The sequence below is a fragment of the Pseudomonas sp. SM4 genome (genome assembly GCF_051913165.1).
In the GTDB taxonomy this organism is placed as follows: domain Bacteria; phylum Pseudomonadota; class Gammaproteobacteria; order Pseudomonadales; family Pseudomonadaceae; genus Aquipseudomonas.
Map to the genome: position 1 here is coordinate 50023 of NZ_JBODOE010000018.1, position 12170 is coordinate 62192.

Genomic DNA, 12170 nt, shown 5'->3' on the forward strand with positions numbered 1-12170 from the left:
GAGAGCATGCGATCAAAGTTATTCATCACGGGCCGTAGCCTCCGCACTGATTGGGCTGGCGTATTCGGCCTTCAAACGTCCGTCCTGATCGAGCAGCCAGGCGTCCATGACCTGACGCACCACGGGCGCGGCGACCCCGGAGCCGGATTCACCGTTCTCGACCATCACCGACACGACGATGCGTGGGTCATCGGCCGGGGCAAAGCCGACGAACAAGGCGTGGTCGCGATGACGCTCCTGAACCTTGGAGCGGTCGTATTTCTCGCCCTGCTTGATCGCGACGACCTGAGCCGTACCCGATTTGCCGGCGATACGGTATTGCGCGCCGATGGCCGCTTTGCGCGCGGTACCGCGAGCGCCATGCATCACTTGCTGCATGCCGTGGTTGACCTTGGTCCAGTCCGACGGATCACGCAGGATAATGTCCGGCATCGGGTTTTCATCCACCGGCTTCACCCCTTCGAGGGATTTCGCCAGGTGCGGACGGTTCCAGATGCCTTTGTTGGCGACCAGCGCCGTGGCCTGGGCCAGTTGCAGCGGAGTCGATTGCATGTAGCCCTGGCCGATCCCGAGGATCAAGGTTTCGCCAGGGAACCACGCCTGTTTGCGTGTCGCTCGCTTCCATTCGCGGGACGGCATCAGGCCGGGGGACTCTTCGAACATGTCCAGCGAGACCTTCTGGCCGATGCCGAACTTGTTCATGTAAGCCGACAGCCGATCAATGCCGAGCTTGTGCGCCAGGTCATAGAAGTAGGTGTCGTTGGACCGCATGATCGCCGTGTCGAGGTCGACGAAACCGTCGCCCGTGCGGTTCCAGTTACGGTATTTGTGATCGTAGTTGGGCAGCATGTAGTAGCCCGGGTCGAACACCCGGCTCGAAGCCGTGACTACGCCAGAATCGAGACCGGCAATCGCCACCGCCGGTTTGATCGTCGAACCCGGCGGATACAGACCGCGCAATACACGGTTGAACAACGGCCGGTCGATCGAATCACGCAACTCGGCATACGCCTTGAAGCTGATGCCGGTGACGAACAGGTTCGGGTCGAAGCTCGGCTGACTGACCATCGCCAGCACTTCGCCGGTCTTCGGATCGAGCGCAACCACCGCGCCACGGCGCCCGCCCAATGCCGCCTCGGCCGCTTCCTGCAATTTGATGTCCAGACTGAGGACGATGTCCTTGCCGGGAATCGGGTCGGTGCGCTTGAGCACCCGCAACACGCGGCCGCGAGCGTTGGTCTCAACTTCTTCGTAACCGACCTGACCGTGCAATTCCGGCTCGTAGAAACGCTCGATGCCGGTTTTACCGATGTGATGGGTGCCGCTGTAGTTGACCGGATCGAGGCTCTTCAGCTCTTTCTCGTTGATCCGCCCCATGTAGCCCACCGAGTGCGCAAAATGCGCGCCTTGCGGGTAGTGACGAACCAGTTGCGCGACCACTTCCACGCCTGGCAGGCGGAACTGATTCACCGCGATACGGGCGATCTGTTCTTCGGTCAGCTCGAACAGGATCGGCACCGGCTCGAACGGCCGGCGCCCCTGACGCATGCGCTTCTCGAAGATCACCCGATCCTCGGGCGTCAGCTCCAGCACTTCGACGATGACGTCGAGCACTTGCGGCCAGTCGCCGGAGCGCTCGCGGGTCATGCTCAGGCTGAAGCTTGGACGGTTGTCCGCCACCACCACACCGTTACGGTCAAAAATCAGCCCGCGCGTCGGCGGAATCGGCTGCACGTGGACGCGGTTGTTTTCCGACAGTGTCGAGTGGTATTCGTACTGGATCACCTGCAAGTAATACAGCCGCGCAATCAGCACGCCGATCAGCAACATGATCGCAATGGCCCCGAACACGACGCGGCTACGCACCAGGCGTGCGTCCTTTTCGTGGTCCTTGATGCGGATCGGCTGAGACATGAGGGCAGGCTTACTTGTGGTAAGGGTGACCGGACAGCACGGTCCAGGCACGATACAACTGTTCGCCGATCAGGATCCGCACCAACGGGTGCGGCAACGTCAGCGGCGACAACGACCAGCGCTGATCGGCGCGGGCACAGACTTCAGGCGCCAGCCCTTCCGGGCCACCGACCATGAAATTGACCGTGCGCGAATCCAGCCGCCAGCGATCGAGTTCGACCGCCAGCTGTTCGGTGCTCCAGGGTTTGCCGTGGACTTCCAGCGTGACGATCCGCTCGTTCGGCCCGACCTTGGCCAGCATGGCTTCGCCTTCCTGGCGGATGAAACGGGCCACGTCGGCATTCTTGCCACGGGTATTGAGCGGTATTTCCACCAGTTCGAGCGCCAGCTCGGACGGAAGACGCTTGGCATATTCATGCCAGCCTTCTTCCACCCATTTGGGCATGCGTGAACCGACGGCGATCAGGCGCAGTCGCACAGCAATCCCTTACAGCTGGTCTTTGTTGAGCTTGGTGAAATGCTCGTGGGTGTTTTCCGGGCTGTGGTGCTTGGCGTCGGCCGCGCGGCTTTGCTCGGCACCGGCCCACAGGCGTTCCAGGTCGTAGAACTGACGCGCCGAGGCAGTCATCATGTGCACGATCACCAGGTCCAGGTCCAACAGCACCCAGTCGCTGTCGCCCTTGCCTTCTTCGCCCAGCGGCTTGGCGCCCTGCTTTTTGACTTCTTCGCGAACCTTGTCGAGCATCGCGTTGATCTGGCGGTTGGACGTACCGGTGGCGATGATCATGTAGTCGGTGATGCTCTGCTTGTCGCGAACATCGATGATCTGAATGTCTTGCGCCTTGACGTCTTCCAGGGCTGCAACGGCAATCTTGACCAGTTCGTCGCCTTTGAGCGGCTCATTGGTGTTGACCGGCTCTGGCAGCGGGGCGCTCTTGAATGTGCCTTTGCGCTTTACTTTGGTTTGGTCTTTGTCAGTCATATAAAACTCGTTTTGCTCATATATTCGGCGGCTTGGCGATACGTGGATTCGTATCAGTGAAGCACGCCTTGCTCAGTTCGACGCACGGTAAAGACCGTGCGCATCGATGTAGGCCAGGACCGCGTCGGGCACCAGGAAACGTACCGACTTACCGCTGGCCAGCAGTTGACGGATCTGGGTGGCGGAAACCGCGAGCGGCGTCTGCCAGACGAATGCAATCTGTCCGCTCGGCCCTTTCAGGGCCAGCGGGTCGCTCACCGAACGCGCTGCCAGCAGGTTGCGCAAGGCATCCGGCGGTTCGCTGTCGGCGTCCGGGCGCTGTAGCACCAGGATGTGGCAATGCTGGAGCAACTCTTCCCAGCGATGCCAAGTGGGCAGGCCGCAAAATGCGTCCCAGCCCAAAAGCAGAAAAACCTGGGTCTCGGCGGGCATTTCAGCACGCATCAACTCCAGGGTATCAATGGTGTAAGACGGCTTGTCCCGCTGCAATTCGCGGGCGTCTACCACCAGTGGCGGCACTCCGGCCACCGCGCACTCGACCATCGCCAGCCGATCCTGCGCCGACACTTGCGGCGTATTGCGATGCGGCGGCCGTGCACTCGGCGTCAGCCGCAACTCATCGAGCGCCAGCGCTTCGGCGACTTCCAGGCCACCGCGCAAATGGCCGATGTGGACCGGGTCGAACGTACCGCCCAGCACGCCAATGCGCCGTGGGCGGGACTCGCTGCCGGGCTGCGGCGCTGTCAGGTCGAGGTCGGTCAAGTCAGACCGTCGCCTGGCCGCGCAACTGGCCATCACCGACCACGATGTACTTCTCGCAGGTCAGTCCTTCGAGGCCCACCGGGCCGCGGGCGTGCAGCTTATCAGTAGAAATGCCGATCTCGGCACCCAATCCGTATTCAAATCCATCGGCGAAGCACGTCGGGGTGTTGATCATCACCGACGCCGAGTCGACTTCCGCGACAAAACGACGGGTGTCGGCAAGGTTTTCGCTGACGATCGAGTCGGTGTGATGGGAGCCGTAATGGTTGATGTGCTCGATCGCCTGGTCCAGACCATCAACCACTCGGATCGACAGGATCGGCGCCAGGTACTCGGTGTGCCAGTCGTCTTCGCTGGCCGCGACCGCTTCGATGATCGCCCGAGTGCGCTCGCAGCCACGCAGTTCGACGCCTTTTTCGCGGAACTCGGCCGCCATCGACGGCAGGAAATCCTTGGCGACTGTTTGATCGACCAGCAGCGTCTCCATCGCACCGCAAATACCGTAACGGTAAGTCTTGGCATTGAAGGCGATGCGCTGGGCTTTCGGCAGATCGGCGTGGGCACTGACGTAAACGTGGCAGATGCCGTCCAGATGCTTGATCACCGGCACGCGGGCATCGCGGCTGATGCGCTCGATCAGGCCACGGCCACCGCGCGGCACGATCACGTCGACGTACTCGGGCATGGTGATCATCGCGCCAACGGCGGCACGGTCGGTGGTTTCAACCACTTGCACCACGGCGGCGGGCAATTCAGCCTCGGCCAGACCGCGCTGGATGCACGCGGCAATCGCGCGGTTGGAGTGAATCGCCTCGGAGCCGCCGCGCAGGATTGTGGCGTTGCCGGACTTCAGGCACAGGCTGGCGGCATCGATGGTCACGTTGGGACGGGATTCGTAGATGATCCCGATCACACCCAGCGGCACGCGCATCTTACCGACCTGAATGCCCGACGGACGGAAGCTCATGTCACGGATCGCACCGACCGGGTCCGGCAGTGCAGCCACTTGGCGCAGACCGACGATCATGCCGTCGATACGCGCCGGGGTCAGTTCCAGACGTTCCAGCAATGCCGGCTCCAGACCGTTGGCGCGACCGGCGGCCAGATCCTGTTCATTGGCTGCAGCAAGCTCGGCGCGCGCAGCGTCGAGGGCATTGGCAGCAGCCTGCAAGGCGCGGTTTTTCTGCGCGGTGCTGGCACGGCCGATGACCCGGGAGGCTTCGCGGGCGGCGCGACCCAATCGGGTCATGTAGTCAAGAACGGACTCAGTCATGGTCTGCTGGGGTCTTGGCAAAGAGGAAAGCGGCAGATTATAGCTGTCGCGTCCCGGGACTAACAGCGGTGACGGGCGGATGGTCAAAATGAGCCGCGAATCGCCGACGTTCAGGCGTAATTAAGCCGCGCATTGTTATCATCACGACCTCTTCAGCCTGGATAAACCTCGCCTGCCATGCCCAACCTGACCGCTCGCTCCCACGCCGAACGCCTGCCGCTGGGGCTCCCGGACACTTTTTTTGACCGGGACGCCCAAGTGCTGGCCAAGGATTTGCTCGGCAAAGTCATCCGCCATCGCGTCGGCGATCTGTGGCTCAGCGCGCGGATCATCGAAACCGAAGCCTATTACTGCGCGGAAAAAGGCAGCCACGCGTCCCTCGGCTACACGGAAAAGCGTAAGGCTTTGTTTCTGGATGGCGGGCACATCTATATGTATTACGCCCGTGGCGGCGATTCGCTGAACTTCAGCGCGCAAGGACCGGGCAACGCGGTATTGATCAAATCCGCCTATCCATGGGTCGATGAAATCAGCGGCCCGGCCAGTCTGGCGCAGATGCTGCTGAACAATCCCGATGCGCAGGGCCGTGCGCGACCGTCGCAAAAGCTCTGCGCCGGGCAAACGTTACTGTGCAAGGCGCTGGGGCTGAAAGTGCCGGTGTGGGACGCCAAACGTTTCGATCATGAAGTTCTTCTGGTAGAAGACACCGGGCCTGCACCCTCGCACATCATTCAGACCACCCGCCTGGGCATCCCCCATGGCCGGGACGAACACCTGATGTACCGCTTCGTCGACGCGACTTACGCGCAATGGTGCACGCGGAACCCGCTGCGACGCGGCCAGGTCGAAGGCCGCGACTATTTCCTGCTGTAAACACACACTCATGTAGGAGCTGCCGAAGGCTGCGATCTTTTGATCTTTTGAAAAGCAAAGATCGCAGCCTTCGGCAGCTCCTACAGGGGGAACATCAATGGTTTGGAGTTTTTTGGTATGGGCCCATGGCTCGATAGCGTAACCGGTTGGCTGGCGGCCAACCCGCAGTGGCTGGCCGCCGCGGTGTTCATTGTCGCGTGTGTGGAATGCCTGGCGATTGCCGGTTTGATCGTGCCCGGCACGGTGTTGTTGTTTGCCGTGGCCGTGCTGGCCGGCAGCGGCGCGCTGTCATTGAGCGAAACCTTGCTGCTGGGTTTCCTCGGCGGGATTCTCGGTGATTTGATCTCGTACTTCCTCGGCCGCCACTTCCACCAGAACATCCGCCGTCTGCCGGGGCTGCGCCATCACCCGGAATGGATGGCCGGTGCCGAAAGCTACTTCCAGCGTTACGGCATCGCCAGCCTGCTGGTCGGGCGCTTTATCGGCCCGTTGCGGCCGATGCTGCCAATGGTTGCCGGCATGTGCGACATGCCCTTCCCGCGTTTCGCCGCTGTCAGCCTGCTGGCCGCCGCCGGCTGGAGCCTTGCTTATCTGCTGCCCGGCTGGGCCACGGGCGCGGCCATTCGCCTGCCCCTGCCGGAAGGTTTCTGGCTGCAAGCCGGGATTGTCGCGGCCAGCATTGCCGTGATGGTCGGCCTCAGCGTCAACAGCAGCCTGCGCCGCCACCGCCGCGCGACGATCTGGATCAGCAGCATGAGCCTGTTGATCCTGATCGGTTTGTTCATTGGGTACCCCTATCTGACGGCACTCGACCAAGGTGTGATGACGCTGGTGCAAGAACATCGCCAGCCGATGCTCGATGAAATCGCCGTGACGTTCACCCTGATCGGTGAATTCCGCAACATGCTGATGTTCAGTGCCCTGCTCACCGGTCTGTTGCTGCTGTGCCGACAGTGGCGCCAGGCAATCTTTGCTGGCGGCGTGTTGCTCTGCACCGCGTTGCTGAACACCGGCACTAAAATGTTTTTCGCTCGGGTGCGCCCGGAAGTGCTGAGCGATCCGCTGACCAGTTACAGCATGCCCAGCGGCCACGCTTCCGGCGCGTTTGCGCTGTTTCTGGTGCTGGCCGTTCTGGCAGGCCGGGGACAACCACCGCGCATGCGCCTGACCTGGCTGTTTGTCGGCTGCATTCCGGCCCTGTCGATTGCCTTGTCGCGGGTTTATCTGGGGGCGCATTGGCCGACGGACATCCTCGCCGGGGCGATGTTGGCGGCGTGCGTGTGTGCGGCGGGGTTGTGGCTGAGCCAGCGTAAACAGCCACTGAATGCCATGCCGTTCAAGGTCTGGTGGCTGATTTTGCCGGCGCTGGTGGTGTTGTTCAGTCTGTTTGTGTTTCGGCATTTGCCAAACACGATGTTGCGTTACGCTTATTGAAGGTCAAAAGATCGCAGCCTTCGGCAGCTCCTACATGAGTTCAGTGTTCGTCATGTAGGAGCTGCCGCAGGCTGCGATCTTTTGCGGTCGATCAGGCAAACAGTTCGCCCTGCAACTCATCAAGCAGCGCCTGGATCGCATCCAGTCGCTGCTGCGGATCGTCGAGTTGCAACAGGTCGATCTTGTCTTCCTCGGCAAACGGCAACAGATAGGCCAACTGATTGGCCAATGACTGCTGACCGAGCGCTTCGATGCCCATGTTCAAGGCTTCGACCATCGGGTGTTCCGCCAGCGCCTTGAGCAGCGCAACCAGATCGGCGTCTTCGTCCTGCAGCGGTTGCTCGGGCTCTTCATCCAGCCAATCGACGTCGGCAAGAATCAACTGATCGCGCTGCACTTCAGTGCGCAACACATTGAACCGGCGCCCGCCCTGCACGCGAATCCCCAGCAAACCGTTGTCCTGCTGCTGGAAATCGGTAATGCGCGCCTCGCAGCCGACCAGCGCATAGCCCTCCGGCGCCAGCCCGACTTCGCTGCCCTGCAGAATGCACACCACGCCGAAACCGCCGCCCTGTTTCATGCAGCGGCCGATCATGTCCAGGTAGCGCGCTTCGAAGATCTGCAAGTCGAGATTGCAACCAGGAAACAGCACTGTGTTCAGCGGAAAAAGCGGCAGACTCATAGACATTTCCTTACACCACCATCGACACCGCCAACGGCAGGAACACCGCCGTGGCCACGCCCATCAGACTCATCGCCAGCGCCGCGAAGGCACCGCATTCATCGCTCTCCTGCAACGCCACCGAGGTGCCGACGGCGTGCGCGGTCATGCCCAGCGCCATGCCGCGCGCCTCGGGGCTGTGCACGCCAAGTCGGGTCAACAGCGCCGGGCCGAAGATCGCGCCGATCACCCCGGTGATCAACACGAATACCGCTGCCAGCGCCGCGACGCCACCGATCTGTTCGGCCACCAGCATCGCAATCGGCGAGGTTACCGACTTCGGCGCCATGGTCATCAGGATCATGTGCTCGGCGCCAAACCACCAGCCCAAAAGCACGCCCATGCCGGTCGCCACCACGCCGCCTATCACCAGCGTAGTAAATATCGGCCAGAACAATTGGCGGATGCGTTTGAGGTTGAGATACAGCGGCACTGCCAGCGCCACCGTGGCCGGGCCGAGCAGAATACTGAGGATCTCGGTGCTCTTGCGGTACTCGGCGTAGGTCAGGCCGCAGCCGAGCAATACGCCGATCACCAACAGCATGGAGACCAGCACTGGTTGCAGAAAGATCCAGCGGGTTTTCTCGAACGCCGCCAGCACCAGTTGATAGGCGCCGAGAGTGATGCCGATGCCGAACAATGGATGATGGATTACCGAGGCCCAGGCCCCTTGCCAGTCGAAGAGCATCAGGACTCCTCCGACCGGTGCGCATGACGTTTGACCATGCGTTGCATCAGCACGCCGGCAAACGCCATCGAGAGGATCAGCGACAGCACCAACGCGCCGACAATCGCCCAGAAATCGGCGGCAATCGCCGTCGCATACACCATCACGCCAACGGCCGGCGGCACCAGCAGCAATGGCAGATAACGCAGCAGACTGCCGGCCGCGAGGTTCAGCGGCTCGCCGACTTCACCACGAACGATCAGGAAGATCAGCAACAGCAGCAGGCCGATGATCGGCCCCGGCAGCACCGGCAACAGCAAATGATTGAGCGCCGTGCCGAGCAATTGAAACAGCACCAGCAGGGTCAGGCCACGTAACAACATCCGACTTCTCTCCCGTCTCTCTCCCGTTCATCGCCCGCATTATAAGCACGCCTGCGCTATGGATCGGCATTCGCCAAAAGCATGGTCGGTTGACCGGAGCAAATCGCCATGATGATCTACAGTGGTTCGCAGGGCGGTCAAATCCCCCACCTGAAAAACTATAAAACCGATGAACCCAAGGAGAGTCTCAATGCCCTATGTTCCCGTTGCAGAGCTCAAAGATTATGTCGGCAAGGAACTCGGACGTTCCGAATGGCTCACCATCGATCAGGAGCGTATCAACCTGTTCGCCGAAGCCACCGGGGATTATCAGTTCATTCACGTCGACCCGGTCAAAGCCGCGCAAACGCCATTTGGCAGCACCATTGCCCACGGTTTCCTGTCGTTGTCGCTGATCCCGAAATTGATGGAAGACATCCTCATCCTGCCGCAAGGCGTGAAGATGGTGGTCAACTACGGCCTGGACAGTGTGCGTTTCATCCAGCCGGTCAAGGTCAATTCGAAAGTTCGCCTGAAGGTCGACCTAGGCGAAGTGACCGAGAAAAAACCTGGCCAGTGGCTGCTCAAAGCCACCGCAACGCTGGAGATAGAAGGTTCGGACAAACCGGCCTACATCGCCGAGCCGCTGTCACTCTGCTTCGTGTAAACGTTCCGGATGCGAAGCAGCGCACGCTGTTTCGCGTCACGTCTCTATTTATGCGACGCATAGCTGCGGCATACTCGGTCGCCTAATTGCCCGGATCCCGCTATGCGCTCACTCGCTGCCCTCGCCCCCATTGCCTTGACCCTGATGCTCACCGCGTGCGGCGACGGCGAATCGCTGCTGCCCCCGGATGCGCGTCTGCCGGATGGCGGACGCTATCGCGGCGAACTGGTCGACGGCTTGCTGCAAGGTCAGGGACGCGTCGACTACCCCAATGGCAGTTGGTACGCCGGGCAGTTCGACAAGGGCCAATGGCATGGTCAGGGCGAATGGCATGGCAGCAATGGCGAGGTCTATCGCGGGCAGTTCCAGCTTGGGCTGTTCGACGGTCAGGGCAGCCTGACGACCAACGCCAGCAGTTACACCGGCGGTTTCAAGCAGGGTCGGCGTGACGGCGAAGGCACCCTGAAAGAAAACGCCATGACCTACCGTGGCGAATTCAAGGCTGATCAATATTCCGGGCTCGGCCGTCTGGAAATGGACGACGGCAGCTCCTATCAAGGTCAGTTCGCCCACGGCAAGCCCAACGGCGAAGGTCAGCGTGGCGACTCCAGTGGCAACACGTTCAGCGGACATTTCGTCAACGGTCAGTTGGAAGGCAACGGCACGTTCAACAGCGCTGACGGTGACATTTATGTCGGCGGCTTCAAGAACAATCAATTGCACGGCAAGGGCCGCTACGAAAACGCTGACGGCGATGTCTGGCTGGGCCAGTTCAAGGAAGGCGCGCTGACCGGCAAGGGCGAACTGATCGGCGCCGACGGCAGCCACTACATCGGCTCGTTCAGCGACTGGCGTTTCAGTGGGCCGGGCCGTTTGAATCTGTCTGATGGCAGTTTCTACATCGGCGGTTTCGACAACGACAGTTACTCGGGGCGCGGCACTCTGGTGCTCACCGATGGCAGCGTCATGAGCGGCACCTGGATCAACGGCCAGCGCGTGCGCGACGCCGATGGCAAGTTGCTGCCCGATACACTTGAGCTCGGTTTGCTTGCTCAGGGCCGCCTGCTCGAAGACGCCTTGGCCGCCATTCCCGCCTCGACCCCGGCGGTCGAGCTGTACACGCTGACCCTCGGCGGCGACGGCAAGCAGAGTGTGTTCCTGCGCGAATCCGATTATGTCGCCAACATGCTCAATACGCGCTTCGGCGCCTACGGCCAGATCCGTCTGGTCAACCACCGCGACCACCTCGGCGACCGGCCGATGGCCACCCGCGAGAACCTGCGCCGCGCCGCGCAAACCCTCGCTGAACGCAGCGGCCCGGAAGATTTGCTGTTTATCTACCTGACCAGCCACGGCACCGCCGAACATGAACTGGTGCTCGACCAGCCGCGCATGGAGCTGGCCGACCTGCCCGCCGACGAACTCGCTGCTGTGCTCGCGCCGCTGAAAAACCGCGACAAGATCATCGTCATTTCATCCTGCTACTCCGGCGGTTTCATCCCGGCGCTGAAAGACGAACGCACGCTGATCATGACTGCCTCGCGCGCCGATCGCGTGTCCTTCGGCTGCTCGGAAGAAGCCAATTTCACCTACTTCGGCGACGCGCTGTTCGCCCAGGCGCTGAACCAGACCGATGACCTGGAGCAAGCCTTCAAACTGGCCAAGGCCACCGTCGCCGAACGCGAACTGGCGGACAATTTCGAAGCCTCGGAGCCGCAGATCTGGGCGCCGAAAACCGTGTTGGCGCACTGGCAACTGCTGCGTAAACAGCAAGCAAGAAAAGCTTTGCAAAGTGCTGCATTGAACGACGGAGCGATAAAGAGCAACTAAGCTGAACAGTATCAAGGGAGAGACACTATGTACTTGACGCCTCAGCACGTATTGCTTGCCGGAGCCACCGGTTTGACCGGTGAACATCTACTCGACCGTTTGCTCAATGAGCCAACGATTTCTCGCGTGCTCGCCCCGTCGCGTCGGCCGTTGGCGGAACATCCGCACCTGGAAAATCCGGTCGGCGATCCGCAGGTGTTCCTGCCGCAGCTCAGCGGCCGGGTCGATATCGCCTATTGCTGCCTCGGCACCACAATCAAACAGGCCGGTTCCGAAGCGGCGTTTCGCGCGGTCGATCTGGACATGGTCGTGGCGTTCGCCAAGCGTGCACGGGAGATGGGCGCGCGGCATCTGATTGTCATCAGCGCGATTGGCGCCGATCCGAAGTCGTCGGTTTTCTACAACCGGGTCAAAGGCGAAATGGAGCAGGCCTTGCGCGCGCAGGACTGGCCGCAACTGACCATTTGCCGACCTTCGCTGTTGTTGGGTGAACGCACGGAGCCACGTCTGGCCGAGCAGTTGGCCGGGCCGTTGTCGAAGCTGATTCCGGGCAAATATCGTGGCATCGAGGCGTGCCAATTGGCGCGGGCGATGTGGCGATTGGCGCTGGAGGAGCAGGATGGGGTTCGGGTGATCGAGTCGGATGATTTGCGCAAACTCGGCAAATAGTTCCAGGACTTTGTGG

Annotated in this window: 13 protein-coding genes; 5 read left to right on the forward strand and 8 right to left on the reverse strand. The window is 61.4% G+C overall.

Annotated elements, in window-relative coordinates; translation table 11 throughout:
* Nucleotides 1–18 precede the first annotated feature (18 nt).
* The 5 genes from mrdA to ACQ4MY_RS26400 all read right to left on the reverse strand — a co-directional run bounded on the left by mrdA (nucleotide 19) and on the right by ACQ4MY_RS26400 (nucleotide 4931).
* Nucleotides 19–1914, reverse strand: coding sequence for a penicillin-binding protein 2 (gene mrdA, locus ACQ4MY_RS26380; RefSeq protein ID WP_440096964.1), 1896 nt, complete (start codon nucleotides 1912–1914; stop codon nucleotides 19–21).
* A gap of 10 nt (nucleotides 1915–1924) precedes the next feature.
* Nucleotides 1925–2392: a 23S rRNA (pseudouridine(1915)-N(3))-methyltransferase RlmH gene (gene rlmH / locus ACQ4MY_RS26385; RefSeq protein ID WP_003185785.1), complete on the reverse strand. Its 468-nt coding sequence runs from the start codon at nucleotides 2390–2392 to the stop codon at nucleotides 1925–1927.
* A gap of 9 nt (nucleotides 2393–2401) precedes the next feature.
* Nucleotides 2402–2896 carry a ribosome silencing factor gene (gene rsfS, locus ACQ4MY_RS26390; RefSeq protein ID WP_008087903.1) on the reverse strand — a complete coding sequence of 165 codons (495 nt, stop codon included), beginning with the start codon at nucleotides 2894–2896 and terminating at the stop codon, nucleotides 2402–2404.
* A gap of 72 nt (nucleotides 2897–2968) precedes the next feature.
* Entirely contained in the window at nucleotides 2969–3691 is a 723-nt protein-coding gene (gene nadD, locus ACQ4MY_RS26395; protein ID WP_440096965.1) for a nicotinate-nucleotide adenylyltransferase, read from the reverse strand.
* Nucleotides 3660–4931: a glutamate-5-semialdehyde dehydrogenase gene (locus tag ACQ4MY_RS26400; protein ID WP_440096966.1), complete on the reverse strand. Its 1272-nt coding sequence runs from the start codon at nucleotides 4929–4931 to the stop codon at nucleotides 3660–3662. Before ACQ4MY_RS26400 ends, nadD begins: the two co-directional genes overlap by 32 nt.
* 177 nt (nucleotides 4932–5108) lie before the next feature.
* Here ACQ4MY_RS26400 and ACQ4MY_RS26405 point away from each other — a divergent pair, with 177 nt between their 5' ends.
* Nucleotides 5109–5804, forward strand: coding sequence for a DNA-3-methyladenine glycosylase (locus ACQ4MY_RS26405; RefSeq protein ID WP_440096968.1), 696 nt, complete (start codon nucleotides 5109–5111; stop codon nucleotides 5802–5804).
* A gap of 117 nt (nucleotides 5805–5921) precedes the next feature.
* The gene (locus ACQ4MY_RS26410) at nucleotides 5922–7238 is read left to right on the forward strand and encodes a bifunctional DedA family/phosphatase PAP2 family protein (protein ID WP_008085115.1); all 1317 of its coding nucleotides are present in this window, start codon (nucleotides 5922–5924) and stop codon (nucleotides 7236–7238) included.
* Between the two features lie 91 nt (nucleotides 7239–7329).
* Here the strand turns inward: ACQ4MY_RS26410 and ACQ4MY_RS26415 are convergent, their stop codons facing one another.
* Genes ACQ4MY_RS26415 through ACQ4MY_RS26425 form a run of 3 tightly spaced genes read right to left on the reverse strand, consistent with a single transcriptional unit; the run spans nucleotide 7330 to nucleotide 9009 of the window.
* Nucleotides 7330–7920, reverse strand: coding sequence for an LON peptidase substrate-binding domain-containing protein (locus ACQ4MY_RS26415; RefSeq protein WP_440096969.1), 591 nt, complete (start codon nucleotides 7918–7920; stop codon nucleotides 7330–7332).
* Nucleotides 7921–7930: 10 nt separating this feature from the next.
* Nucleotides 7931–8647 (reverse strand): LrgB family protein, encoded by a 717-nt coding sequence (locus tag ACQ4MY_RS26420; RefSeq protein ID WP_008085111.1) that lies wholly within the window; start codon nucleotides 8645–8647, stop codon nucleotides 7931–7933.
* Nucleotides 8647–9009 carry a CidA/LrgA family protein gene (locus ACQ4MY_RS26425; RefSeq protein ID WP_440096970.1) on the reverse strand — a complete coding sequence of 121 codons (363 nt, stop codon included), beginning with the start codon at nucleotides 9007–9009 and terminating at the stop codon, nucleotides 8647–8649. The genes ACQ4MY_RS26420 and ACQ4MY_RS26425 overlap by 1 nt, the downstream gene beginning before the upstream one ends.
* A 190-nt stretch (nucleotides 9010–9199) precedes the next feature.
* Here ACQ4MY_RS26425 and ACQ4MY_RS26430 point away from each other — a divergent pair, with 190 nt between their 5' ends.
* The 3 genes from ACQ4MY_RS26430 to ACQ4MY_RS26440 all read left to right on the forward strand — a co-directional run bounded on the left by ACQ4MY_RS26430 (nucleotide 9200) and on the right by ACQ4MY_RS26440 (nucleotide 12154).
* Nucleotides 9200–9655, forward strand: a complete 456-nt coding sequence (locus ACQ4MY_RS26430; protein ID WP_007909575.1) for a MaoC family dehydratase — start codon at nucleotides 9200–9202, stop codon at nucleotides 9653–9655.
* A gap of 102 nt (nucleotides 9656–9757) precedes the next feature.
* Complete coding sequence (locus ACQ4MY_RS26435) at nucleotides 9758–11485, forward strand: C13 family peptidase (protein ID WP_440096972.1); 1728 nt, start codon at nucleotides 9758–9760, stop codon at nucleotides 11483–11485.
* A gap of 27 nt (nucleotides 11486–11512) precedes the next feature.
* Nucleotides 11513–12154, forward strand: coding sequence for an oxidoreductase (locus ACQ4MY_RS26440; RefSeq protein ID WP_008083662.1), 642 nt, complete (start codon nucleotides 11513–11515; stop codon nucleotides 12152–12154).
* Nucleotides 12155–12170: the final 16 nt, after the last annotated feature.

Bases quoted from the DNA above. Each gene is read 5' to 3' on its own strand.
- ACQ4MY_RS26415 (WP_440096969.1), bottom strand. From the start codon at position 7,920: ATGAGTCTGCCGCTTTTTCCGCTGAACACAGTGCTGTTTCCTGGTTGC.
- ACQ4MY_RS26440 (WP_008083662.1), top strand. From the start codon at position 11,513: ATGTACTTGACGCCTCAGCACGTATTGCTTGCCGGAGCCACCGGTTTG.
- ACQ4MY_RS26405 (WP_440096968.1), top strand. From the start codon at position 5,109: ATGCCCAACCTGACCGCTCGCTCCCACGCCGAACGCCTGCCGCTGGGG.
- nadD (WP_440096965.1), bottom strand. From the start codon at position 3,691: ATGGCCAGTTGCGCGGCCAGGCGACGGTCTGACTTGACCGACCTCGAC.
- ACQ4MY_RS26410 (WP_008085115.1), top strand. From the start codon at position 5,922: ATGGGCCCATGGCTCGATAGCGTAACCGGTTGGCTGGCGGCCAACCCG.
- ACQ4MY_RS26400 (WP_440096966.1), bottom strand. From the start codon at position 4,931: ATGACTGAGTCCGTTCTTGACTACATGACCCGATTGGGTCGCGCCGCC.
- ACQ4MY_RS26425 (WP_440096970.1), bottom strand. From the start codon at position 9,009: ATGTTGTTACGTGGCCTGACCCTGCTGGTGCTGTTTCAATTGCTCGGC.
- ACQ4MY_RS26420 (WP_008085111.1), bottom strand. From the start codon at position 8,647: ATGCTCTTCGACTGGCAAGGGGCCTGGGCCTCGGTAATCCATCATCCA.
- ACQ4MY_RS26435 (WP_440096972.1), top strand. From the start codon at position 9,758: ATGCGCTCACTCGCTGCCCTCGCCCCCATTGCCTTGACCCTGATGCTC.
- ACQ4MY_RS26430 (WP_007909575.1), top strand. From the start codon at position 9,200: ATGCCCTATGTTCCCGTTGCAGAGCTCAAAGATTATGTCGGCAAGGAA.
- rsfS (WP_008087903.1), bottom strand. From the start codon at position 2,896: ATGACTGACAAAGACCAAACCAAAGTAAAGCGCAAAGGCACATTCAAG.
- mrdA (WP_440096964.1), bottom strand. From the start codon at position 1,914: ATGTCTCAGCCGATCCGCATCAAGGACCACGAAAAGGACGCACGCCTG.